Genomic DNA, 23,106 nt, shown 5'->3' on the forward strand with positions numbered 1-23,106 from the left:
GGTCCTCTAAAAAAGCGAGCCCTGATTGCCCGGTTCTTTCGGTTTGCTGGCCGCCGGCTTTGCGGCGGGTTTGCTGGCGGGCGGCGTGGCCGCTGGTTTGGCAACGGCCTGCACCCGCTCGGCGTCGCCGGTCGCGACTGCATTTACGGTGCCGTCGGCGAACTCCAGCTGCAGGCCAGCGCCCGGCGCCACATCAACTGCCAGTTTGATCACCGCGCCGTCGGCATCCTTGACCAGCGCGAAGCCGCGCGCCAGCACAGCCTTGTGCGACAGCGTTGCCATCAGCCTCTCGGATTGGACGATGCGGCCGCGCAGTCGCTCCAGCCTGAGCAGTACCGCTTGCGTGCCGCGTCTCGTCAAAGCCGTCAGAAGATGCCTCTGCACGGTTTGCCGCCGTGCCGTTGGCTCGATCGTAATGCGGCCTTGCAGCAAAGCCAGTTGCTGCCTGTGCCGTTGCAGGGATGCTTTCGCACATTTTGGCAACTGATCCGCCGCACGATTCAACTCCGCGCGCCGGGCTCTCGCCAATGCGCGCAGCGCCCCTTGGGCGCGCAAAAGGTTGCGGTCGTTGGTGCGTCGCGCCTCGGCAATCCGCCGGGACAGCGTTGCCGGAGTGAGCTTCACGGCGAAGAACCGAGCTTGCTTTCTTTCGGTGGAGACCATCAGCCCCCGGCTAAGCCGGCTGGCCGCCTCGTCCAGCCGCCGTCGCGGCAGCGCCAGCAACTGGTCGGGCGAGGGCAGCGCGCGGGCGGCCGCACGCGAGGCCTGCCGCTTGCGTTCGAAATTGCGCAAGGTAGCTGCTTTGAGCCGTGCGCCAAGACTGGCTAGTGTCGCTTCGAGGTCCGCTTTCACCGGCACCGCGATCTCCGCCGCACCTGTCGGCGTCGGTGCCCGCATGTCGGCGACGAGATCGATCAAGGTCCAGTCGGTCTCGTGGCCGACGGCCGAAATCACCGGGATGCGCGAGGCAGCGACGGCGCGCGCCAGCCCTTCATCGTTGAACCCCCAGAGGTCCTCGAGGCTGCCGCCGCCGCGCGCCACGATCAGAAGGTCGGGCGGCACGATCGCTCCATCCCAGGCCAGCGCGTTGAAGCCGTTGACGGCCGCCGTCACTTCCGCCCCCGCCGTCTCGCCCTGGACTCTTACCGGCCAGACCAGCACATGCAGCGGAAAGCGGTCCTTGATGCGATGGATGATGTCACGGATCACCGATCCGGTCGGCGAGGTGACGACGCCGATGGTGCGCGGCATGAACGGCAGCCGCCGCTTGCGGCCGGCATCGAAAAGTCCTTCGGCCTGCAGTCGCCGCTTGCGCTCTTCCAAAAGCGCCATCAGCGCCCCGGCGCCGGCGGGTTCTAGATTGTCGATGACGATCTGGTAGTTGGATTTGCCGGGATAGGTGGTGAGTTTGCCGGTGGCGATCACCTCCATCCCCTCTTCGGGACGGAATTTCAGCCGGCTCATCGTGCCTTTCCAGACCACGGCATCGAGCCGCGCGCGGTCGTCCTTCAGGGTGAAATAGGCATGGCCGGAAGAGTGCGGCCCGCGATAGCCGGAAATTTCGCCGCGCACCCGCACATGGCCGAAGACATCCTCGACCGTGCGCTTCAGCGCGCCGGAAATCTCGCTCACCGTGTATTCGGTGGCATTGGTTCGTGATTCGGATTCTGCGTCGCTCATCGGCCGATTGAGCGGCTGTTGTCGCTCCGCGTCAAGATTCCATAACTTGATCTTAAGCCTGGCCTGATTGACTCTGGGCCAAGGAGGACGCATGAGCGCCCGCAAACAACGCAGCCCGTTGACGTTCCAGGTCACCCTGACGGTGCTGACGCTTGCCGTTTTTGCACTGGCCATCGTTGTCGGCTTCGGCCTTTACGCCACCATGCAGGCCGACCGGGTCTCGCTCGAGCGGGAGAAGGTTTTCCTTGCCAACGGCCTGCAGGACCAGATCGCCGCGGTAAAGCGCGAGCAGGAAAGCGTCGCCGTCTGGGATGATTCCGTTATAAACGCCAAGGCCGGCAACCAGACCTGGATGGCCGAGAATTTCAGCGTCTGGATGTACTCGTATTACGGCCACAACCGGGTCTATGTGCTGGACAACGCCAACCGGCCGGTCCACGCCATGCGCGAAGGCAAGGTCGTGTCGCCTGCCGTCTTTGGCGAGGACGAACCCGCTTTGCGGCCGACCATCGCCAGGTTGCGCCAGATGATGAGCAAGGACGCAAGCCAGGCCGGCGCAAAATTCGTTGCCGACGATCTGGTCTCGCTTGGCGGTCAGCCTGCCATACTCAGCGTCATGCCTCTGGTGCCGAGTTCGGATCGCGTCACCCAGGCATCCGGCAGCGAATATCTGCATGTCTCCATAGAGTTCATCAACGACGCGGTGATCGGCAAGATCGCGCAGAAATATCTGCTGGCGGGGGCGCATCTCCTGCCGATGGCTCAGCCGCTTGGCTCGGCTGCCATTCCGCTTATCGACAAACAGGGTGTCATCCTCGGCTATATTGCCTGGGACCAGGAACGGCCCGGCCTGACGCTGGTGGGCAAGGCCAGCCCGGCCCTGGCTCTGGCCGCGCTGGTTGCGGCGAGCGTGCTCGCCTTTCTGCTCCGGCGTCTGCGCCGTGCGTCATCGGCGCTGCAGACCAGCCAGGCCCAGGCGCAATATCTCGCCTTTCACGACACGCTCACCGGCCTGCCCAACCGGGCACTGTTCGAGGACAGGCTGCGGCGTGCCTTGCTTACCTCCGGCAATGAAAGCAAGGTCGCGCTGCTTTATCTCGATCTAGATCGCTTCAAGCATGTCAACGACACGCTTGGTCACCCGGCAGGCGACGAACTCGTGCGCCAGACGGCGGCCAGGCTTCAGCATACGGTTCGCGACGTCGACACGGTGGCAAGACTGGGTGGCGACGAATTCGCGGTGATCCTGATCGATGTCCGCGACGTAAGGAACGCCGAGGATATTTCCGAGAGGGTGCTGCAGAAACTGCAGGAGCCGTTCAAGCTGATGGACGATCAGGTCTTTATCAGCGCCAGCATCGGCATAGCCTTGTCGACAGGCCCTGATGCCGACGCAGACGATCTGCTGCGCAAGGCCGACATCGCGCTCTACGAAGCCAAGAAGAACGGCCGTGGCCGCTACCAGGTCTTCGCCGGCGACATGGACGACCTTTTGCTGCGCAAGCGCAAGGTCGAGAGCGAGCTGCGCAGCGCGCTGAATGGCGGCACCGGTATCAAGCTCGCCTACCAGCCGGTCTTTGCCAGCGACGGCAAGACCATTGTCGGCGCCGAGGCGCTGATCCGCTGGGCGCATGAGGTCCATGGCGCACTGCCGGCGGCGCAGTTCATCGCCATCGCCGAGGAACGCGGCATGATCGGGCAGCTCGGCGCATGGGCCCTGCTGGAAGCCTGCCGCTTCGCCGTGAAGACCAAACTGCCGTGGCTCGCCGTCAATGTCTCGCCGCTGCAATTGCGCGACGCCGGCTTTGCCGAAGAGGTTGCCTCGATCCTCGCCGAAACGGGACTGGCGCCGAAGCGCCTGCAGCTCGAGATCACCGAAAACGTTCTCCTGGAAAACAACGACACCACCAGAGCGGCTCTGGCAGCCTTGCGCCAGTCGGGCGTCGGCATTGTGCTCGACGATTTCGGCACCGGCTATTCGTCGCTGAGCTATCTGCGCCGCCATGCCATCGACAAGCTCAAGATCGACCGCTCCTTCGTGCGGCTTCTCGACGGCGACGGCAATTCGGGCGCCATCGTCAAGGCGCTGATCGATCTCGCCGGCGCGCTCAAGGTCGAGGTCACCGCCGAGGGCGTAGAGACCGAGGTGCAAAAGGCGCTGCTGGTCGCCATGGGCTGCCAGCAGCTGCAGGGCTACTTCTTGTCGCCGCCGCTGGAGCCGGCGCAATTGGTGGCGCTGCCCGGCCTGTCGTCGGCCAACGCAACGACGGAGGCGGCAGCGTCGGCCTGATCGTTCCTACCAGCCAGGCAGGATCTGGTTCGGCTTGCTCCGCTTCATCTTGGCGAAGGCGAGCGAGGCGAAATCGAAGCTTCCCGTTTCTTCGCCGAGCGGCACGGAAATATTGTCGAGGCTTTCCGAGATGTGCCGGGCCAGCGCGTCGACGATTTCGGGCCGCGAGGTCTGGCCGCGCATGATGCCGATGCGGCAGTCGGGCAGCGCGCCAAAACCGTCGGCTTCGCCCAGCACTCGCATGCCGGGCCGCAGCGCGCATTCCGGCAGCACCGAGATCGCCAGCCCCGACAGCACCGCGGCGGTGATGACGGTCGCCGAGAAGCTGGTGAAGAGGATGCGATAGTCGCGGCTTTGCCGGTCGAGCACATCGACGGCGGCGCGCCGCCAGATGCAGTTCGGCCGGCCGAAGGCCATCGGCAGCACTTCCTGTTCGTGCGTGGCATGGTTGGCCGAGGTCACCCATAGCAGCGGCTCGCGCCGCACCACTTCCGACTGGCCGCGCGTATCATTGTGCGTCACCAGCGCAAGATCGAGATTGCCGCGCTTGATATGCTCGACCAAGCCTGGTGTCGGCTCGCAGATGACAGTCAGTTCGACGCGCGGATTTGACCGTGTGAAGCGTGCCATGATTTCGGGCAGGAACCGGTCGGCATAGTCGTCGGGGGTGCCGATACGGATGGTGCCTTCGAGCCGCTGATCATCGAAGGCGGCCAGCGTTTCGCGGTTGAGATAGAGCAGGCGGCGCGCGTAGGAGAGCAGCTTGTCGCCTTCCTCGGTCAGCCTGTTGGTGCGGCCGTCCTTTTCGAACAGCGGCTTGCCGATCCGCTCTTCCAGCCGGCGCATCTGCATCGACACCGCCGATTGCGTGCGCAGCACTTCCTCGGCCGCACGGGTGAAGCTGCCGGTATCGGCAATCGAGATGAAGGTCTGCAACTGGTCGAGATCGAGTGGCGCTTTCATCGGTCCAATCCATCACTAGCGTTGATGCTAAAGATTAGAAACATTCGTTGGATTAATCAATCGGTGCGTGGCAAATTCACATTGTCCACATGAAGGCATGTGAATCGAGACCGGAACGGCCGCTGTCCCCAGCGCCGATCGCCTGGTCTTGTCCAGTTCGAGTCTGAAGGAGACCGACATGACCACGTTTGATTTCGCCACAGAGACCTCGCGCATCACCTCGCGTCCGGCCGTTGCGACGCGCGTGGCCAACACTCTTCTCAATGCCTACCAGGCCTGGAAAAATCGCCGGGCCTTCTATCGCCTCGGCGAGATGTCGGACGCCGAACTCGCCGATATCGGCCTGACGCGCGCGGATCTCCATGTCGCCATCGATGTGCCGTTCGGCGCGGATCCGACCGTGAAGCTGCGTGCGATTGCGAGCGATCGTGCCGATACGATCGAAGATCTCGCCCGCCAGATAGCGTGATATCGGGCGCATTGTTTCGGTTGCCGTGAACCTTTCTCAGGCTTCGCTGCGACCAACGAGTATAGCAGGCTCCCCACTCCCTGCCGGTTCCCCGCCGGCCAGCCTGCACACTGGCCCGGTCCTCCTCCAGGACCGGGCTTTTCTTTTAAAGCTCCGTCGTCATCGTGCGGTCTGCGCCGCGTCGCTTCGTTCCTTGCTCCGAAGCCGCGAAGGTCAGCGCCCAACTACCGCCAACTACCGCCGGTCCATGTCCCGCTTGAACTGGTCGAAGATCGTTTCCACGCCCTTCTGATAGTCGTCGCGCTGCTGGGCGCCGGTCTCGAACATCTTGCCGAAAATATCGTCGAACGGATTGCGTGGCCTGCCGCTCGGATTGGCCTGCGGTTGCGGCGCCTGGCGCTCCTGCGGTGCCTGTCGCGGCTGGGGTGCTTGCGGCTGCTGCGGCGCCGGCTGCCCACCGGGCAGGCCGAAGCCGCCACCACCGCCTTGCCGCATCATCTCTTCAAAAATCTTGCCCAGCGGGTTATCGCCGTAAGGGCTCTGCGTCTGTTGCGGCTGTGTTGGCTGCTGCGGCCGGCCCTGCGGTTGCTGTGCCGCGCCACCGCCGAACATATCCTGCAGCACCTTGCCCAGCGGATTGTCGCCATAGGGGTTGGGCGCCTGTTGCGGCTGGCTTTGCGGCTGTTGGGCGCCGCCGCCGAACATGTCCTGCAGCACTTTGCCCAGCGGGTTCTCACCGTAAGGATTGGGTGCTGGCTGCGGCGCAGGCTGTGCCCCGCCGCCCGCCTGCCGCATCATCTGTTCGATGATCTCGCCGAGCGGATTGCTGCCGCCGCCGAAGCCACCGGCGGCCTGCATCTGACCCCCGGTCAACTGGTTTGTCGTCTGCTTGAACAATCCGCCCATCACCATCGAAGCGATGGCCGGCAGCATCTGCTGCAGGATCTGCTGGCTGACGCCGGTCGCCTGCGCGGCCTGGCTGGCCACCGCGCGCGACAGCTCCTTCGAGCCGAACAGATGACCCAGAATGCCATTGCCCTCATTGACGCCTTGCGGTGAGAAAGCCCTGGTCGCGTCCTCGAAATATTTGGCGTGCTGGCCGCTCGCCATCGCCGTCATGAAGGCGCCGAGCCCATAGGGATCGGCGGTGTTGCGTTGCAGCCCTTGCGAGAAGGCCGGCAGCAGGGCGGCGACAGCCGCCTGCGTCTGCTGCATGGAAAGCCCGTACTGCTGGGCAAGCGCCTGCATGCCGTTGCCGTTCTGCGCCTGCGCCAATATGTCGAACAAGGTACGCATCGGTTTCTCCTCCCGGAAATCCTCGAGGGAGAACCTAGTTCGTTTCGATGTTCGATTGAAGCGGCTTTTGCCGCTGCTCAAGGCGCGACGCTAATACGCATATTCCATGAACACCGGCTCGATCGAGCCGCCCCAGCGCGTGTGGTAGGCCGACAGCATTTCCTCGGCACTGGTGGTACCGCGCGCCACGACTTCGTCCAGCGTGTTGAGGAACGAGGTCTCGTCATAGCCGTCGCGGTTCTTCCTGCCGCGATTTTTCAGCCCAAGGCGCGAAATGGTCATTACATCGCGGCCGATCTCACGCAGCGTCGTGTTGCGGAACGGCGCGGAAATGCCTTGTTCCGGCACCGCATTGCGCATCGCCAGCGTTTCTTCATAGGTCCAGCTCGAAGTCAGCGCCTCGGCGGCGTCGAGCGCGGCCTCGTCATAGAGCAGCCCGACCCAGAAGGCCGGCAGCGCGCAGATGCGGCGCCACGGCCCGCCATCGGCGCCCCGCATTTCGAGGAAGCGCTTCAGCCTGACGTCAGGGAACAGGGTCGACAGATGGTTCGCCCAGTCGCCCATGGTCGGCAGTCCGTCCGGTACTTCATTGCGGGCAGCGCCGGCCATGAACTGGCGGAAGGTGATGTGCGTCATGTCGTGATAGTGGCCGTCGCGGATGACGAAATACATCGGCACGTCGAGCGCCCATTCGACATAGTCGGCAAAGCCGAACTCGGGCGAGAAGCAGAATTCGAGCAGGCCCGAGCGCTGGTTGTCGGTGTCGCGCCAGATGTCGCCGCGCCAGCTCTGCAGCCCGTTCGGCCGGCTGTCGGTGAAGGGCGAGTTGGCAAACAGCGCCGTCGACAGTGGCTGCAGCTTCAGCGACACCTGCATCTTGCGGCGCATGTCGGCTTCGCTTTCGAAGTCGAGGTTCACCTGGATGGTGCAGGTGCGATACATCATGTCGAGACCCTTGGTCCCGACCTTGGGCATGTAGCGGGTCATGATTTCGTAGCGCGATTTCGGCATTTTCGGCGTCTCGGCGAGCGACCATTTCGGACTGCCGCCGAGGCCGAGAAAGCGGATGCCCATCGGCTCGGCGATCTCGCGCACTTGCGCCAGATGCGCATTGCCCTCCCGGCAGGTCTGGTGGATCGTTTCCAGCGGCGCGCCCGACAGCTCGAACTGGCCACCAGGCTCCAGCGAGATCGCGCCCTGTCCGGTCGGCTCGACCAGGCCGATGATGCGGCCGTCATCGATGATCGGGTCCCAGCCGAGCTTTTGCTGCATGCCTTCGAGGATGGCGCGGATGCCGCGCTCGCCGCCATAAGGCACCGGCGCGTTGCCGTCGACATAGAAGGGGAACTTCTCGTGCTCGGTCCCAATGCGCCACTTGTCGCGCGGCTTGTTGCCTTCGGCCAGATGCTCGACCAGTTCGTCGATGCCTTCGATTGGCCGGAAATCGGTTGTGTCGCGCGCCATGGGGCCCCCTCTGCGGCTCTCGGAGCCCGCCGGCGCTAAATGGACGAAATGTCAGCAGCCGATCAAGCGAAAAATCCTGAGCCACAGGTCAACAGGAATTGATCTTTACGCCTCTTACCAGTCTCCGACCGTCGCCTGCATCACCGCAAGCGCCGCTACAGCTGCTGTGTCAGCGCGCAGGATGCGCGGTCCGAGCGGGATGGCAGTGACGAAGGGGAGCGCCCGCAGCATCTTGCGTTCGTCGTCGGAAAAGCCGCCTTCCGGCCCGACCAGCAGCGCCAGCTTCCTCTCCGGCACCGCCTGCAATGCCGGCAGCGGGTTGTTGGTCGAGGCATCCTCGTCGCAGAAGATAAGCCGGCGTTCCTTGTCCCAGCCGGAGAGCAGGCGCTCGAATTTCTCGGCCTCGCGCACTTCCGGCACCGCCAGTATGCCGCATTGCTCGGCCGCCTCGACGACATTGGCGCGCAGCCGGTCGATGGAGGGTTTTGCCACTTGCGTGTGCTGGGTGATCACCGGCTGCAGGATGCCGGCGCCCATCTCGACCGCCTTCTGCACGAGATAGTCTAGCCGGCCCTGTTTCAGCGGCGCGAAGCAATAGATCAGGTCAGGCAGGGGCGGTTGCGGTCTCTGCGAGGCCAGCACCTTCAGCCGCACCGCCCTTTTCGACCTGGTGGCAATCGCCGCCGACCACTCGCCGTCGCGGCCGTTGAACACCAGGATCTCGGCGCCTTCGCCGAGCCGCAGCACATGCGTGAGATAATGGCTCTGCTGCTGGCCGGCATCGAATTCGATGCCTGCCGCGAGGTCGTCCGGCACGAACAGCCGCTGCATCTTGTAATTGGCGCGCATCGCCGAGGAATGGGCGAGGCGGTGCCTGGCGTCAAGTCTCGGCGGAACGATGCCACAGCGGTTCAAAACCGTGCCGCAGCACCGAAACGGTCGTGGCCGGTGTGAGCAGGCGCAGCGACCGGCCGGCAAGGCTGTCGAAGGCCGCCGCATCGCCATAGCCTGCGAACGACCAGGGCAGCGCGTTGCCGCCGCGCAACGCATAGGCCGAGCCGCCATCCGCGATCATCGCTCCGTCCGGCAATTCGGCAAGCTCTCCCATGGTGACATCAGGTGGCTGGCCGCCGGAAGCCAGCCGCTCCTTGTGCAGCCGCTTGTCCACCATTGGCGCGCGCGGTTCGTTTACACCGAAGACTTTGCCGAAACGCCCGACAAAATCCTTGGCTCGCTCACGCCGGCAATAGAAACAGGGACGGTGCCCGGCGGCCAGCGCCGTCACCTCGTCGAGGAAGAACAACTCGGTCCAGCCGGCCCTGCCGCCCGGCCGGTTCCTGCCCATCGGCTCGCGCCGCACATTGCGGAATTGGCAAACGCAGATGATCCAGGCCGGCAAGGCCCAACGCTTTTTCAGCAGCGTCTTGGTCTCCGGATCGTGGATGATGCCGCGATTGCCGGTGAACAGGCCGCGCTCGGATATGGCATGGATGGCGCCGAACGGATCGACCCGGTTCTGCAGTGGCATAGCTCTCTCCCGAATACGCATCTTGGCTGCAATGCTGGCGACATGATATCGCTCGTCGCGTCATTTCATGTCAGCAGGGTTTTGCGATGCGGGTGCTGGTGGTCCAGAACTACGACAACACCGGCCTTGGCCAGGTTGGTGCCGCGCTCGCCGAAGCCGGCGCCGATCTCGACCTGCGCCGGCCCTACAAGGGCGATGCGCTGCCGGACGACGCGACCGGACACGATGCCATGGTGATGCTGGGCGGCGGTCAGAATGCGCTGGCCGACGATGACTACCCGTATTTCCCGGCGCTGCTCGAACTGACCCGCGATTTCGCCGCCAAGGATCGCTCGGTTCTCGGTATCTGCCTGGGCAGCCAGTTGGTTGCCCGCACTTTCGGCGGTGAGAACCAGATCGGCGGCGCCTCGGAATTCGGCTGGCACAAGGTATCGCTGACGCCGGACGCCAGAACCGATCCGGTGCTTGGCGCACTTCCCCAGGATTTCCCCATCTTCGAATGGCACGACGACACTTTCGCGCTGCCATCAAATGCGGTGCGGCTTGCCGGCAGCGAAATTGCTGAGAACCAGGCGTTCCGTATCGGCCGCGCCGTCTACGGCTTCCAGTTCCATTTCGAGGCCGACCAGCCGATTGTGAGGGACTGGAGCGCATCCTTCGCGCCGCTGATTGCCGATCGCCATCCCGACTGGCAGGATCGCCTCGACAGCGAAATGGCACGCAACGGCCCCGAGGCCGACGCCGCGGGCTTGGCCATTGCCCGCGCCTGGGTGGCGACAATCTGAGCCCAGCCAACGCGCGGCCGTTGCATAATTGGCACGCGGCGGGGAATCTGCCGGGGACAACTTCTTTCGTTCTTGGTTTGTGGCCGAACGCTATCCTACAAGGCGCGCGCTTTGCATCGGCAATGCAACCGCGATGAACCTTCTGTGTGATCCGCGCGACACACCGCCGATACAGAATCGACCTACAAGCGCGAAATCGTCGAAACTTTGAGACGAATTCTCGGTTTCAACCCATTGGTAACCGCCTCGTGCCCAGATGCAGGAAGCTCAACTAGAGATGACGTCCGTGAAAGCAGCGCTTCTGTCCTTTGTCATGCTGTCTGCCATCGTTTTGTGCGGTCTCGGCATTTATTCCGCCGATGCAGCCAACAACCATCAGGCCGTCGACGGCTACGGCGTCACCGCCGCGCTTCGCTAAAACGCTTTTCCCTGCACAGTCAGGATACGCTTGTCCGCGCCGTCCACGGCGAGCGCGCTGAGCATGCCTGACTGCCAGGCGAGCGTGTCGACATTGACGCGGTTCGGCATCACCTCCGCCTCCGGCACCGGTGTGTGGCCGTGCACGATCACCTTCGGGTAAAGCCCTGGATGGTTGTGGAAGACGTCGCGTATCCAGACCAGATCCTGCGGGCTCTGGCTCTCCAGCGGCACGTCAGGCCTGACGCCAGCATGGCAGAAGAAGAAATCACCTGATATCAGTGACAATTGCAGCGACCGCAGGAAGTCGACATGGGCTTGCGGTACAGCATTGACCAGTGCCTGGTGTCCCCGCCGTAACGCCTCGGCCTTGCCGAACCAGCTTGCGTGTCCCGCTAGGTCGACGCCATAGGATTGTGCCGTCTGCACGCCGCCATAGCGGATGAACAGCCCTTCCGGGTCAGGCTCGTCGAGAAAATCGAGGAAGCCGATATCGTGGTTGCCGGCGAGCATCACATGCCGTGGATCGCGTTTCTGTGCCTCGATCAGGAAGTCTATGACGCCCTTGGACTCTGGTCCGCGGTCGACATAGTCGCCGAGGTGGATGACGCGCCAATCGCTGGTCGGCTTGTATTCGAGTTCGCTCTCGATGCGGCGATGCATGGCGGCGAGCAGATCGAGCCGGCCATGCACGTCGCCGATCGCATAGAGGCGCATGCCATCGGGCGCGCGCGCGTCGAGGTAGTGGATGCCGGTCTCGATCAAGGCGGCTTCGTCTCCGTGATCCAGCGAGGCTAGGGTCTAATCGGTGAACAAGACCCTATCGCCGCAACTGGTCCTTGCCCATCTCGGTCACCAGCCGTTTGCCGCACAGTGCCAGCGTGATGTCCATCTCCTTGCGGATGATGTCCAGCGCCAGGGTCACGCCTTGCTTGCCCATGGCGCCCAACCCGTACAGGAACGGGCGGCCGATATAGGTGCCCTTGGCGCCGAGGCAAAGCGCCTTCAGCACGTCCTGGCCCGAGCGGATGCCGCCGTCCATATGCACCTCGATCCTGTCGCCGACGGCATCGGCGATCTCCTCCAGCGCCATGATTGACGACGATGCGCCGTCGAGCTGGCGCCCGCCATGGTTGGAAACGATGATGGCGTCGGCGCCGGTCTCGACCGCCATCAGCGCGTCCTCTTTGTCGAGAATACCTTTCAGGATCAGCTTGCCGCCCCAGCGCTCCTTGATCCAGGCGACGTCCTTCCACGACAGGTGCGGGTCGAACTGCTCCGTCGTCCACGATGCCAGCGAAGCGACGTCGCCGACGCCCTTGGCATGGCCGACAATGTTGCGGAAGGTGCGGCGCTTGGTGCCGGCAATGCCCATCAGCCAGCGCGGCCGCATGGCGATGTTGGCAATGTTGGCCAGCGTCATCTTGGGCGGCGCCGACAGCCCGTTGCGGACATCCTTGTGGCGCTGCCCCAGGATCTGCAGGTCGAGCGTCAACACCAGCGCCGAGCATTTTGCAGCCTTCGCCCTGTCGATCAGGTCGAGCACGAAATCCTTGTCGCGAAGCACGTAGAGCTGGAACCAGAACGGCTTCTTCGTCACCGACGCGACATCCTCGATCGAGCAGATGCTCATCGTCGACAGCGTAAACGGCACGCCGAATTCCTCTGCCGCCTGCGCCGCCAGCATCTCGCCATCGGCATGCTGCATGCCGGTCATTCCAGTTGGGGCAAGCGCCACCGGTATCGCCACTTTCTCGCCGATCATGGTCGATTCCAGCGAGCGGTTGCTCATGTCGACCAGCACGCGCTGACGGAATTTTATCTTCTGGAAGTCCTCCTCGTTGGCGCGGTAGGTGCTTTCGGTCCAGGAGCCGGAATCGGCATAGTCGTAGAACATCTTCGGCACCCGCCGGCGCGCCAGGTCCTTGAGATCGGCAATGGTGAGGATGTCGCTCATGGTGGTTCCTCGTTAGCCAGTCGTCTTGAAGCCGTCGTCGGCGTCGGAGCGCTGCTTAAGCCTGAGCCGCGACACGCGCTGCCAGTCGCCGCTGCGTTCGGCCTCGAGCATCGAGCGCTCGACATAGGAGATATGGTCCATCGCCGCCTGGCGGGCAGCTGAGGGATCGCCGGCCTTCACGGCTTTGTAGATCGCGCCGTGCTGGGCCAGCAGCGCCTCGCGCGCTCCGGGCACGCTGAACACCAGAAGCCGGTTCTGGAACACGCCTTCAGACAGCAGCCGGTAGCAGGAGCGCAGTGTGTGCAAGAGGATGATGTTGTGCGCGCATTCGCACACAGCATGGTGGAACTCGACGTCGATTTCCGCCTCGTCGTCGAAATCGCCGGTGCGGTGCGCCTCGTCCATGCGCGCCATGATGCGGTCGAGCAGCGCAATGTCGTCCGCTGTCGCGCGCCGCGCCGCATATTCGGCCGCAACACCTTCGATCTCGCGGCGGTATTCCAGATAGTCGGTCACCGCCTTGCGGTGCATCGAGATGAGGTCGGTCACCGGCTTGGTGAACAACTGGCCGATGACGTCGGCGACATGGGTGCCGCCGCCGGCCTTGGTGATCAGCAGCCCGCGCCCATCCAGCGCCTTGAGCGCATCGCGCAGGATCGGCCGCGACACGTCGAACTGGCGCGCCAGCTCGCGCTCGCCCGGCAGCCGGTCGCCGGTGCGCAGCACGCCTTCAAGGATCAGGCTTTCGATCTGCTGCACCACCTCGTCGGCGGTGCGCGAATGCTCGATCCTGGAGAAAATATCGCTCAACGGGGGCCTGGGAAATTGAACCGGCGTCGCGCAAGATAAAGCCAGCGTCGCCAACTGGTCAAATTATTTATCCAATTTGCCCAATCGGGTCGGTCTGCGCGTCGCGCCGGCAGGACCTACGATGCTAGACTTTGGTGTTTACGCGCCTCATGGATTGCCTTTAGAGGACGCCATCACACGAAGGGTCGAGAACAGGGGGACCACCGTGTCGGACGAGACGTCCAACCTCGAATTCCAGCCGCGCGCCCAGGGCAGCGTGATGGGCTTTCCCGCGCATGAGGGACGGCCCGGCGCGATCGGCGAGGTCCATGCCCGGCCGCATCCGCTGATCGAGAAGCCGCGCGTGCTTGTGCAACTCGCCTTCATGACCGAGGGCGGCTCCGGCGTCGACATGGCCGTGCTCTCCGAACTGTCGCGGCGCCTCGGCATCGCGGCGCCCGACCGTCATGCCCGCCACCACGCCATGAAGTGGGGCAAGGGTACGCTGCGCTGGGAGCGGCATACGGAATTCTCGACCTATCTTTGGGAAGGGCCGCTTGCCGAAAGCGGCAGGGCGCAGGAGGATTCTCCTTTCGGCAACGGGTTCTCGCCGCCGGGAACGGTGATCTCAGGCATAAGGCTGGAGATCCGCAAATGGACGCCGGCAAGCGAGAAGCTGATTGCGGCCTTCGACCCGACGAGCCTCTGCTATTCGCTGGTCGAGCGCGGCAATGCGGCCATCGTCACCGATTTCCGCCAGGACGGCGACGGCCTGACCCGCATCCTGGTGCTTGATCGCGGCCTGACGCCGGCGCGGACCGGCGCGCTGTCGCAGCGGCTGATCGACGTCGAGACGTATCGCACGCTTGCCATGCTCGGCCTGCCGCTGGCGCTGACGCTGTCGGGCCGCGCCCGCCGCATTGAGGACCGGCTGGCGCAGACCACGCTGGAAATGAAGGTCGCTGAAACCCGCGACAGCCAGACGCTGCTCGCCGACCTGACCGAGCTTGCCGCTGAACTCGAGGCTGATGCCGCCTCCAGCCTCTATCGCTTCGGCGCCAGCCGCGCCTATGACGGCATCGTTGTCGAGCGGCTGGAAGCGCTGGACGAAGAAGCCGTGCCCGGCTACGACACTTGGGGCGGCTTCCTGCAGCGGCGGGTGGCACCCGCCATGCGCACCTGCCGTTCGGTCGAGGAGCGCCAGGCCAACCTGTCGCGCAAACTAACCCGCGCCACCACGCTGCTGCGCACCTGGGTCGATGTCGAGGTCGAGAAGCAGAACCGCGATCTGCTGGCGTCGATGAACAACCGTGCCCGGCTGCAACTGCGGCTGCAGCAGACGGTGGAAGGCCTGTCGGTGGCGGCAGTGTCCTACTATGTCGTCGGCCTGATCTCCTATCTCGCCAAGGGCGCCTCGATCTTCGGCCATGCCTTTGCACCGGAAGTCGTCACGGCCGTCGCGGTGCCGGTCGCCATCCTGCTGGTCTGGTGGGGCGTGCGGCGAGTCAGGCGGATGCACTCCGAGCCGGCGAAACATCCGGGGGAGTGAGAAGCGGTCCGCGCAGCGGACGAAAAGCCAATTGCTTGGCTTTTCGAGCTTCGAACGCCCTGAGCCAGCGAAGGGCAAGGCGCTGGACTATCCGCCCTGCCGGGCCAGCGGCAGATTGCCGCTGCGGAAGGCCGGCAGTACGCTCTTTGCCCAATGCGGTGTTTGCAACATCCAGATGTAACTGGTAAAAGATTTTTACCAGCCAAGCGGAGAACGCCGCCGATGTCCGGCCTTGTCATGCCCAAGCCAGACGACGCCACTATGCGAAGGCGGGCGGAGATCGTCGCCGACATGCGCATCATCGTGCCGGGCGAGGGCGTCGTCGACGCCACCAATGAGATGCGCGCCTTCGAAAGCGACGGCCTCACCGCCTACCGGCAATTGCCGCTGGTCGTGGTGCTGCCGGAAACGGTGGCGCAGGTGTCGCGCATCTTGAAATACTGCAACGACCGCAACATCCGTGTCGTGCCGCGCGGCTCCGGAACCTCGTTGTCGGGCGGCGCGCTGCCGCTCGAGGATGCCGTGCTGCTGGTCATGAGCCGCTTCAACCGCATTCTGGCCATCGACTATCCCGACCGCATCGTCGTCGCTCAGCCAGGCGTTACCAATCTTGGCATCACCATTGCCGTCGAGCAGGAGGGCTTTTACTACGCCCCTGACCCATCCTCCCAGATCGCGTGCTCGATCGGCGGCAATGTCGCGGAAAATTCCGGCGGCGTGCACTGCCTGAAATACGGCCTGACCGCCAACAATGTTCTGGGCATCGAGATGGTGCTGATGAACGGCNATGAACGGCGAGGTGGTGCGCCTGGGCGGCAATCATCTGGACTCGGAAGGCTATGATCTCCTCGGCGTCATGACGGGGTCCGAAGGCCTGCTCGGCGTCGTCACCGAGGTCACGGTACGCATCCTGAAGAAGCCGGAGACGGCGCGCGCTCTGCTGATCGGCTTTCCGACCAGCGAGCAGGGCGGCCAATGCGTCGCCGACATCATCGGCGCCGGCATTATCCCTGGCGGCATGGAGATGATGGACCGGCCGGCGATCCATGCCGCGGAAGATTTCGTCCATGCCGGCTACCCCCTTGATGTCGAGGCGCTGCTGATCGTCGAACTCGACGGGCCGGGCGTCGAGGTCGATCACCTGATCGGTCTCGTCGAAGCGATCGCCTATAGGAACGGCTCCACCACCTGCCGCATCTCGCAATCCGAACAGGAGCGGCTGAGTTTCTGGGCCGGCCGCAAGGCGGCCTTCCCGGCGGTCGGCCGCATCTCGCCCGACTATTACTGCATGGATGGCACCATCCCGCGCAAGGAATTGCCGCGTGTGCTCGCCGGCATGCGCGAACTGTCGGAGAAATACGGCCTTGGCGTCGCCAATGTCTTCCACGCCGGCGACGGCAATCTGCATCCGCTGATCCTCTACGACGCCAACGTGCCGGGCGAACTCGACAAGGCGGAAAGTTTTGGCGCCGACATCTTGCGGCTCTGCGTCAAGGTCGGCGGCGTCTTGACCGGCGAGCACGGCGTCGGCGTCGAGAAGCGCGATTTGATGCCGGAGATGTTCAACCAGATCGACCTCGACCAGCAAATGCGCGTCAAATGCGCCTTCGACCCCAACCATCTGCTCAACCCCGGGAAGGTGTTTCCACAACTGCGCCGCTGCGCGGAGCTTGGGCGCATGCACGTGCATCGCGGCCAGGTGGCGTTTCCGGACATTCCGAGGTTTTGATGGGGGCGNGAGCTTGGGCGCATGCACGTGCATCGCGGCCAGGTGGCGTTTCCGGACATTCCGAGGTTTTGATGGGGGCGGAATGTCTCACGTCGGCGATCCTTCGCGCCCCCCTCTGTCCTGCCGGACATCTCCCCCACAAGGGGGGAGATCACCAGTCATCTCTGCCTTCGCCAATCTTCGACGTTGCTAGAGAGGCGCGGTCGCCAAAGCTGCTAATCTCCCCCCAAGTGGGGGAGATGTCCGGCAGGACAGAGGGGGGCGCGAAGGAACTCGACCCATCTTCGCCATGACGACCTTCACCCCCACCACATCGGCCGAGATCCTCTCCACCGTCCAATGGGCGGCGGCGGAAGAGTCACCTTTGGAAATCATCGGCCACGGCTCCAAGCGCGGCATCGGCCGGCCACAGCAGAGCGAACACACGCTCGATCTTTCGAAGCTCACCGGCGTCACCCTCTACGAGCCGGCCGAACTGGTGCTGTCGGCGAAGGCCGGCACACCGCTTTCCGATATAGAAAGCCTGCTCGCCGAAAACGGCCAGCAACTTGCTTTCGAGCCGATGGACTACGGCCCATTGTTCGGCGGTATCAAGGGAAGAGGCACGATCGGCGGCGTGCTTGCCGCCAACCTGTCCGGCCCGCGCCGGCTGAAGGCGGGCGCCGCGCGCGACCATATCCTTGGCATCAACGCGGTTGCCGGTCGTGGCGAAGCGTTCAAATCAGGCGGCCGCGTCGTCAAGAATGTTACCGGCTACGATCTGTCGAAGCTGATGGCCAACAGCTGGGGCACGCTGGCTGTATTCACCGATGTCACCTTCAAGGTGCTGCCGGCGGCCGAGATCGAGGTGACGCTTGCCGTGCGCGGCTTGCTCGACGATGCCGCCTCTGCCGCCATGGCGCTGGCGCTCGGCTCCAGCGCCGAAGTGTCGAGCGCGGCCCATCTGCCCGAACGCATCGCCGCGCGCGTTGCCGGGGGCAGTCTAGGCACCGACGCTGCAACGCTGCTGCGCGTCGAAGGGTTTGGCCCATCGGTCGCCTATCGCATCGAGGCGCTGAAGACCCTGCTGAAAAATGCCGGCCCGCTGCAGGAGATCGCAGGTGAGACATCGCATACCCTCTGGCGTGACATAAGGGACTGCACGCCATTCGCCGACCGTAGCGAAAAGCCGGTCTGGCGCGTCTCCATGGCGCCGTCTCAGGCCCATCAGATGGTGCTGACGCTGCGCATGCAGATCGGTGTCAGCGCCTTCTACGACTGGCAGGGCGGGCTGGTCTGGCTGCGCATGGAGGAGGGCGATCCCGAGGCCGCCCTGCTGCGCGGGCTGATCAGAAAGCTTGGCGGCGGCCACGCCACGCTGGTGCGCGCCACCCCTTCGCATCGCGCCGCCGTGCCGGTGTTCGAGCCACAGGCGCCGCATCTGGCCGCCCTGTCGGCTAGGCTCAAGACCGAGTTCGATCCCAAGGCCATCCTCAATCCCGGCCGCATGGCCCAGGGCTAACGCGATGCAGACCAATTTCTCCCTTGCCCAGCTCGCCGATCCGCATGTCGCGGAATCGGAGAAGATCCTGCGCAAATGCGTGCATTGCGGCTTCTGCACCGCCACCTGCCCGACCTATGTCACACTCGGCAACGAGCTGGATTCACCGCGCGGGCGCATCTACCTGATCAAGGATATGCTGGAGAACGGCCGTCCCGCCGACAAGGAGATCGTCACCCATATCGACCGCTGCCTGTCCTGCCTCGCCTGCATGACGACCTGCCCGTCGGGCGTCAACTACATGCATCTGGTCGACCATGCCCGCGCCCATATCGAGGAAACTTACAAGCGGCCGCTGCTCGACCGGCTCACCCGCGCCCTGCTGGCCCTAGTGCTGCCTTACCCCGCGCGCTTTCGCGCCGCGCTGAAGCTGGCGAGATTGGGCAAGCCGTTCATCGGCCTGTTCGAAAAGGTCCCAGCCTTGAAGCCGCTCGGTGCTATGCTGAAGTTGGCGCCGGCCTCGATCCCGGCGGCCTCGCCGATGGCCTCTCCCGGCGTCCATGCCGGGCAGGGGACGAAGAAAGGCCGCGTCGCCATCCTCACTGGCTGCGCCCAATCGGTGCTCGATCCCGCCATCAACGAGACGACGATTGCATTGCTGACCAGGCTCGGCATCGAGGTCGTGGTGCCTGAGGGCGAGGCCTGCTGCGGCGCGCTGGTCCATCATATGGGCCGCGAGGCAGCCGCACTAGCCTCGGCGAAGCAGAATGTCGATGCCTGGACACGCGCCATCGACCAGGGTGGGCTCGATGCCATCGTCATCACCGCGTCCGGCTGCGGCACCACCATCAAGGACTATGGCTTCATGCTGCGCCTCGATCCGGCCTATGCCGACAAGGCTGCAAAGGTCTCGGCGCTGGCCAGGGACATCACCGAATATCTCTCAAGCCTCGACCTGCCGGAGCCGGTGCGCAAGCCCGGCACGGTCGTTGCCTACCACTCCGCCTGTTCGATGCAGCACGGCCAGAAGATCACCCGCCAGCCGAAGGAGTTGCTGGCCAAGGCCGGCTTCGTCGTGCGCGAGCCGCGCGAGGGCCATCTGTGCTGCGGCTCGGCCGGCACCTACAACATCCTGCAGCCGGAGATTTCGGAGAAGCTGCGCGACCGAAAGGTGAAAAACATCGAGGCCACCGGCGCGGAGATCGTTGCCACAGGCAATATCGGCTGCATCACCCAGATCGCTTCGGCTGCAAAGCTGCCGGTGGTGCACACGATCAAGCTGCTCGACTGGGCCTATGGTGGTCCGAAGCCGGAGGGCGTCTCCGAAGGAAACCTGGTCGCCGCCGAGTAAGCAGCTATTCCGCTGCCAGCCGGTCCACCACGCCATACGTCGCCTGGTAGCGCGCGCGCTGGCGGCTGAGCGCGACCATTGTGTTGCGCAAGAGGATCGCCACAGTGATCGGGCCGACGCCGCCCGGCACCGGCGTGATCCAGGACGCGACTTCCTTCACGCTCTCGGTGTCGACGTCGCCGACGATGCGGCTCGTGCCGTCCGGGCCGATCTCGGAATTAATGCCGATGTCGATGACGGCCGCACCGGGCTTCACCATGTCGGCCTTGATCAGCCGCGGCTTGCCGACGGCGACGAACAGCGCATCGGCGCGGCGCGCATGTGCCGCCACCGAGCGCGTCATGTGATGGCACACCGTCACCGTTGCGCCTTCGCTCATCAGCAGGAAGGCAATCGGCTTGCCGACGATCTCGGAATGGCCGACGACGACGACTTCGAGCCCCTTGAGGTCGAGGCCGGTTTCCTTGAGCAGCTCGACCGAGGCCGCAGCCGTGCAAGGCGCGAGGTCGAGCTGATTGTAGACGATATTGCCGATCGACGCCGGATGCATGCCCTCGACGTCCTTCAGTGGGTGCACCGCCGCTTGCAGCGTCTTGATCGGGATATGCGCCGGCACCGGCCGCTGGATGATGATGCCGGTGACGCGCGGGTCGGCGTTCAGGCCGTGGATCGCCGCCTCGAGTTCGCCGGCGCTGATGTCGGCGGGGAACCGCCGCTCCTCGAAACCGATGCCGGCAAGGGCGGCCTTGGCGCGCTGGTTGCGCACATAGACATCTACGGCAGCGGTATCGCCGACGGTGATCGACACCAGCTTGGGCGGAAAACCTTCGGCGGTAGCGATGGCGGCATCCTCGCGCACGGATGCCATGATGCGCTGGGCGACCGGGCCGCCCCGGAGATAGCGGCTATCGTCTGGCGGAGACATGGCTGGACCTTTGCAGCGGAGTTTGGCGCAGGGGAGTTTGGCCGTCCCTATAGCAGGGGAAATGCGGCAAGGCAGCGTGAAAGCGAACTGTCATCCCCCTGGCGCGACGTTCTGGCGCAGCCTGGCTCAGCTATAGCCGCAAAGAGAAAGGGCAGCGCGGTTTCCCGGGCTGCCCTTTCCTGACTGGCCGCATCCCCACACGGCCCGTCCCCCGTAAACTCTTCCCGATCCTGAAGGTCTAACCTTCTGGACCAGATGATTCGGTAGCCGATTATATCACGACCACGGTCGTTCCAACATTGACCCTCTCGTAAAGGTCAACCACGTCCTCGTTGCGCATGCGGATGCAGCCGGAAGACACCGAGCCGCCGATGGTCCATGGCTGGTTGGTGCCGTGGATGCGGTATTCCGTCGTGCCGAGATAGAGCGCGCGGGCGCCAAGCGGGTTTTCCTCGCCGCCGGCCAGATAGGTCGGGAGGTAGCGGCCCTTGGCGGCCTCGCGCTTGATCATCTCCGCTGGCGGGCGCCAGTCCGGCCAGACGCGCTTGTTGGTGATCTTGTGCGTGCCAGACCATTCGAAGCCAGGCTTGCCGGTGCCGACGCCATAGCGCCGCGCCTTGCCGTTCTTCTCGACCAGGAAGAGGAAATTCTGCGTCGTATCGATGACGATCGTGCCCGGCTTCTGCGGGCCGTCATAGGCGACTTCCTGCGGCAGGTAGAGCGGATTGATCTGCGGCCGCATCACCACGCGCTTGGCCGGCGCCTGCACGGAAGCAGTGCGCACCCGATCGGGTCGCGCCGGCTGCGCATAGCGAAGTCGCGGCTGCTGGACCACCTGTCGGCTCTGCCGCACGATGCCGGGCGCCCGGCCAAGCTGCAGCACCCAGGGTGCGGAAAGGTCGGGGCTCACCATCACCGGCGGCCTGTCGGCATAGCGGTCGTTGGCGGCAGAGGAGGTGACGCCGGCGGCCAGAATGGCCACGGCGCCGAGCACGGAACGCAAAAAGATCTTCATCGGAACGCACCTTGATCGTCGAACGGACGGAGGCGGAACTTGCCCCCGGTTGCGCGATCCTTGGCGCGAAGCGGCAACCGAAACATGAATCGGAATGCGTAAAATGCCGCTTTGTCAGTAAACCTTTTGGTGTGGTTACCGCCGGGTTCAGGAATCTGGTAAAGCCGCGGTAAATGCAGCGCGAAAGCGCGTTAACGGATGGATTGGCCATGGCGCAAGACAACACCGGACTGCTTACCGGCTCCGACGGGATCACGCGCTGCTTCTGGCACGGCAATCTGCCGGACTATCTGCACTACCACGACCATGAATGGGGCCGGCCGGTCGCCGACGACCGCAGGCTGTTCGAAAAAATCTGCCTGGAAGGCTTTCAGTCCGGCCTGTCCTGGCTGACCATTCTGCGCAAGCGCGAGAATTTCCGCGAGGCCTTCGCCGGTTTCGACTTCGACAAGGTCGCTGCCTTCACCGACGAGGATGTCGAGCGCCTGGTCGCCAATGTCGGCATCATCCGCCACCGCGGCAAGATCGTCTCGACCATCAACAACGCCAAACGCGCGCGCGAAATGGTGGATGAATTCGGCTCGCTGGCCGCCTGGTTCTGGAAGTTCGAGCCGGGGCCGGAGGAGCGGCCGGAGATCGTCGACCTCGCCCACCTGCGGGCCAACCCGACGACAGCGGTCTCTATCAGGATTTCGAAGGAGTTGAAAAAGCGCGGCTGGAGCTTTGTCGGACCGACGACGGTCTATGCCTTCATGCAAGCGATGGGTCTGGTCAACGACCATCTCGAGGGGTGTGTTTGCCGGGAGCAGGTGGAGAAGGAACGCAAGGCCTTTAAGAGGCCGAAGTAGGGCGCTGTCCCCCTACCTCCCCCTTGTGGAGAGGTCGCGCCGAAGGCGCGGGTGGGGGTATCTTGGCGCCGCACCCCCACCCCGACGCTACGCGTCGACCCTCCCCACAAGGGGAGGGTAAGGAACTCACGTCCCGCTGGCGCCAGTCAGGAACAATCCCGCCACAATCGCCGCCAGTGCCGCAAAGGCCGGATAAATCACCAGCAATCCGGTCATCAGCGCCTCGCGCATGGTGGAACCCTTGCGCTCGTCGGCGGTGACCTCAAACGGACCGAGGCTCGCCGTCACCTGCGCACGGCTCTCGGCCGGCCGCAGCCGGACTTCATGCAAGCCGTCGTCTCTGATGTCGAACTTGTGTGCCGCAGTCATGGCCCCAACCCTTTGTTTCGGCGCGCTTATCGGCTCTGATTGTGTCGGCACGATGCCGCGCCGATGGCGGAATTGTTTCCTTTTGGTGCGTTTTGTTTCGGAGGAGAAGGAAAAAGCGCAAACCCTTGCCGCACAAAGCCGCTTCGGTTAGGACACGCCCACTCCAAACAAGTCATCGATTACTAAGCGAAAAGACCCATCC

20 protein-coding genes and 1 pseudogene are annotated in these 23,106 nt (G+C 64.2%); 9 read left to right on the forward strand and 12 right to left on the reverse strand.

What is annotated here, in order from left to right:
• Positions 1–6: 6 nt before the first annotated feature.
• Positions 7–1,680: an exodeoxyribonuclease VII large subunit gene (gene xseA / locus X756_RS157865; RefSeq protein WP_023729089.1), complete on the reverse strand. Its 1,674-nt coding sequence runs from the start codon at positions 1,678–1,680 to the stop codon at positions 7–9.
• Between the two features lie 91 nt (positions 1,681–1,771).
• On the opposite strand from xseA, the gene X756_RS157860 reads away from it, so the two are divergent.
• Positions 1,772–3,970 carry an EAL domain-containing protein gene (locus X756_RS157860; protein WP_050589231.1) on the forward strand — a complete coding sequence of 733 codons (2,199 nt, stop codon included), beginning with the start codon at positions 1,772–1,774 and terminating at the stop codon, positions 3,968–3,970.
• Positions 3,971–3,976: 6 nt separating this feature from the next.
• On the opposite strand, the gene X756_RS157855 is transcribed toward X756_RS157860, so the two are convergent.
• Positions 3,977–4,933 (reverse strand): LysR substrate-binding domain-containing protein, encoded by a 957-nt coding sequence (locus X756_RS157855; RefSeq protein WP_023670561.1) that lies wholly within the window; start codon positions 4,931–4,933, stop codon positions 3,977–3,979.
• 178 nt (positions 4,934–5,111) lie between these two features.
• Here X756_RS157855 and X756_RS157850 point away from each other — a divergent pair, with 178 nt between their 5' ends.
• Positions 5,112–5,402, forward strand: coding sequence for a DUF1127 domain-containing protein (locus X756_RS157850; RefSeq protein ID WP_023670560.1), 291 nt, complete (start codon positions 5,112–5,114; stop codon positions 5,400–5,402).
• 234 nt (positions 5,403–5,636) lie between these two features.
• Here the strand turns inward: X756_RS157850 and X756_RS157845 are convergent, their stop codons facing one another.
• From X756_RS157845 to X756_RS157830, 4 genes are all read right to left on the reverse strand, one after another.
• On the reverse strand, positions 5,637–6,698 hold the full coding sequence (locus X756_RS157845; RefSeq protein WP_023729091.1) for a DUF937 domain-containing protein: 1,062 nt from the start codon (positions 6,696–6,698) through the stop codon (positions 5,637–5,639).
• Between the two features lie 90 nt (positions 6,699–6,788).
• Complete coding sequence (locus X756_RS157840; RefSeq protein ID WP_023729092.1) at positions 6,789–8,162, reverse strand: glutamate--cysteine ligase; 1,374 nt, start codon at positions 8,160–8,162, stop codon at positions 6,789–6,791.
• A 114-nt stretch (positions 8,163–8,276) separates the two neighbouring features.
• Positions 8,277–9,011, reverse strand: a complete 735-nt coding sequence (locus X756_RS157835; RefSeq protein ID WP_023729093.1) for a 16S rRNA (uracil(1498)-N(3))-methyltransferase — start codon at positions 9,009–9,011, stop codon at positions 8,277–8,279.
• Between the two features lie 31 nt (positions 9,012–9,042).
• The gene (locus tag X756_RS157830) at positions 9,043–9,690 is read right to left on the reverse strand and encodes a hypothetical protein (RefSeq protein WP_023729094.1); all 648 of its coding nucleotides are present in this window, start codon (positions 9,688–9,690) and stop codon (positions 9,043–9,045) included.
• A gap of 86 nt (positions 9,691–9,776) precedes the next feature.
• Between X756_RS157830 and X756_RS157825 the strand changes: the two genes are divergently transcribed.
• Both X756_RS157825 and X756_RS1000000167175 read left to right on the forward strand, forming a co-directional pair.
• Positions 9,777–10,475: a type 1 glutamine amidotransferase gene (locus tag X756_RS157825; protein ID WP_023729095.1), complete on the forward strand. Its 699-nt coding sequence runs from the start codon at positions 9,777–9,779 to the stop codon at positions 10,473–10,475.
• A gap of 277 nt (positions 10,476–10,752) precedes the next feature.
• Entirely contained in the window at positions 10,753–10,893 is a 141-nt protein-coding gene (locus X756_RS1000000167175; RefSeq protein WP_006206855.1) for a hypothetical protein, read from the forward strand.
• Here the strand turns inward: X756_RS1000000167175 and X756_RS157820 are convergent.
• Genes X756_RS157820 through X756_RS157810 form a run of 3 tightly spaced genes read right to left on the reverse strand, consistent with a single transcriptional unit; the run spans position 10,890 to position 13,659 of the window.
• Entirely contained in the window at positions 10,890–11,657 is a 768-nt protein-coding gene (locus X756_RS157820; RefSeq protein ID WP_023729096.1) for a metallophosphoesterase family protein, read from the reverse strand. The genes X756_RS1000000167175 and X756_RS157820 overlap by 4 nt on opposite strands.
• Positions 11,658–11,712: 55 nt before the next feature.
• A complete protein-coding gene (locus X756_RS157815; RefSeq protein ID WP_023729097.1) occupies positions 11,713–12,849 on the reverse strand; it encodes an alpha-hydroxy acid oxidase in 1,137 nt (378 codons plus the stop codon).
• 12 nt (positions 12,850–12,861) lie between these two features.
• The gene (locus tag X756_RS157810; RefSeq protein WP_023729098.1) at positions 12,862–13,659 is read right to left on the reverse strand and encodes an FCD domain-containing protein; all 798 of its coding nucleotides are present in this window, start codon (positions 13,657–13,659) and stop codon (positions 12,862–12,864) included.
• A gap of 205 nt (positions 13,660–13,864) precedes the next feature.
• Between X756_RS157810 and X756_RS157805 the strand changes: the two genes are divergently transcribed.
• The 4 genes and pseudogenes from X756_RS157805 (at position 13,865) to glcF (ending at position 19,747) form a co-directional block, all read left to right on the forward strand.
• Positions 13,865–15,187: a DUF3422 family protein gene (locus X756_RS157805; RefSeq protein WP_023729099.1), complete on the forward strand. Its 1,323-nt coding sequence runs from the start codon at positions 13,865–13,867 to the stop codon at positions 15,185–15,187.
• 222 nt (positions 15,188–15,409) lie between these two features.
• Positions 15,410–16,916: pseudogene (locus tag X756_RS01000000165300) on the forward strand (FAD-linked oxidase C-terminal domain-containing protein).
• Positions 16,917–17,205: 289 nt separating this feature from the next.
• Positions 17,206–18,417, forward strand: coding sequence for a glycolate oxidase subunit GlcE (glcE, locus tag X756_RS157800; RefSeq protein ID WP_023729101.1), 1,212 nt, complete (start codon positions 17,206–17,208; stop codon positions 18,415–18,417).
• Positions 18,418–18,421: 4 nt separating this feature from the next.
• Entirely contained in the window at positions 18,422–19,747 is a 1,326-nt protein-coding gene (glcF, locus tag X756_RS157795) for a glycolate oxidase subunit GlcF (protein ID WP_023729102.1), read from the forward strand.
• A gap of 4 nt (positions 19,748–19,751) precedes the next feature.
• On the opposite strand, the gene X756_RS157790 is transcribed toward glcF, so the two are convergent.
• Both X756_RS157790 and X756_RS157785 read right to left on the reverse strand, forming a co-directional pair.
• The gene (locus tag X756_RS157790; RefSeq protein WP_023670547.1) at positions 19,752–20,672 is read right to left on the reverse strand and encodes a bifunctional 5,10-methylenetetrahydrofolate dehydrogenase/5,10-methenyltetrahydrofolate cyclohydrolase; all 921 of its coding nucleotides are present in this window, start codon (positions 20,670–20,672) and stop codon (positions 19,752–19,754) included.
• Positions 20,673–20,943: 271 nt separating this feature from the next.
• Positions 20,944–21,687 (reverse strand): L,D-transpeptidase, encoded by a 744-nt coding sequence (locus X756_RS157785; protein WP_023686831.1) that lies wholly within the window; start codon positions 21,685–21,687, stop codon positions 20,944–20,946.
• Between the two features lie 209 nt (positions 21,688–21,896).
• Here X756_RS157785 and X756_RS157780 point away from each other — a divergent pair, with 209 nt between their 5' ends.
• Entirely contained in the window at positions 21,897–22,535 is a 639-nt protein-coding gene (locus X756_RS157780) for a DNA-3-methyladenine glycosylase I (RefSeq protein ID WP_023704470.1), read from the forward strand.
• 126 nt (positions 22,536–22,661) lie between these two features.
• On the opposite strand, the gene X756_RS157775 is transcribed toward X756_RS157780, so the two are convergent.
• A complete protein-coding gene (locus X756_RS157775) occupies positions 22,662–22,904 on the reverse strand; it encodes a hypothetical protein (RefSeq protein ID WP_023681830.1) in 243 nt (80 codons plus the stop codon).
• Positions 22,905–23,106: the final 202 nt, after the last annotated feature.

The organism is Mesorhizobium sp. LNJC405B00 (genome assembly GCF_000502615.1).
Classification (GTDB): domain Bacteria; phylum Pseudomonadota; class Alphaproteobacteria; order Rhizobiales; family Rhizobiaceae; genus Mesorhizobium.

Coding starts and splice junctions, on each gene's coding strand:
- xseA (WP_023729089.1), bottom strand. CDS start 1,680: ATGAGCGACGCAGAATCCGAATCACGAACCAATGCCACCGAATACACG.
- X756_RS157860 (WP_050589231.1), top strand. CDS start 1,772: ATGAGCGCCCGCAAACAACGCAGCCCGTTGACGTTCCAGGTCACCCTG.
- X756_RS157855 (WP_023670561.1), bottom strand. CDS start 4,933: ATGAAAGCGCCACTCGATCTCGACCAGTTGCAGACCTTCATCTCGATT.
- X756_RS157850 (WP_023670560.1), top strand. CDS start 5,112: ATGACCACGTTTGATTTCGCCACAGAGACCTCGCGCATCACCTCGCGT.
- X756_RS157845 (WP_023729091.1), bottom strand. CDS start 6,698: ATGCGTACCTTGTTCGACATATTGGCGCAGGCGCAGAACGGCAACGGC.
- X756_RS157840 (WP_023729092.1), bottom strand. CDS start 8,162: ATGGCGCGCGACACAACCGATTTCCGGCCAATCGAAGGCATCGACGAA.
- X756_RS157835 (WP_023729093.1), bottom strand. CDS start 9,011: ATGCGCGCCAATTACAAGATGCAGCGGCTGTTCGTGCCGGACGACCTC.
- X756_RS157830 (WP_023729094.1), bottom strand. CDS start 9,690: ATGCCACTGCAGAACCGGGTCGATCCGTTCGGCGCCATCCATGCCATA.
- X756_RS157825 (WP_023729095.1), top strand. CDS start 9,777: ATGCGGGTGCTGGTGGTCCAGAACTACGACAACACCGGCCTTGGCCAG.
- X756_RS1000000167175 (WP_006206855.1), top strand. CDS start 10,753: ATGACGTCCGTGAAAGCAGCGCTTCTGTCCTTTGTCATGCTGTCTGCC.
- X756_RS157815 (WP_023729097.1), bottom strand. CDS start 12,849: ATGAGCGACATCCTCACCATTGCCGATCTCAAGGACCTGGCGCGCCGG.
- glcE (WP_023729101.1), top strand. CDS start 17,206: ATGACGACCTTCACCCCCACCACATCGGCCGAGATCCTCTCCACCGTC.
- glcF (WP_023729102.1), top strand. CDS start 18,422: ATGCAGACCAATTTCTCCCTTGCCCAGCTCGCCGATCCGCATGTCGCG.
- X756_RS157790 (WP_023670547.1), bottom strand. CDS start 20,672: ATGTCTCCGCCAGACGATAGCCGCTATCTCCGGGGCGGCCCGGTCGCC.
- X756_RS157785 (WP_023686831.1), bottom strand. CDS start 21,687: ATGAAGATCTTTTTGCGTTCCGTGCTCGGCGCCGTGGCCATTCTGGCC.
- X756_RS157780 (WP_023704470.1), top strand. CDS start 21,897: ATGGCGCAAGACAACACCGGACTGCTTACCGGCTCCGACGGGATCACG.
- X756_RS157775 (WP_023681830.1), bottom strand. CDS start 22,904: ATGACTGCGGCACACAAGTTCGACATCAGAGACGACGGCTTGCATGAA.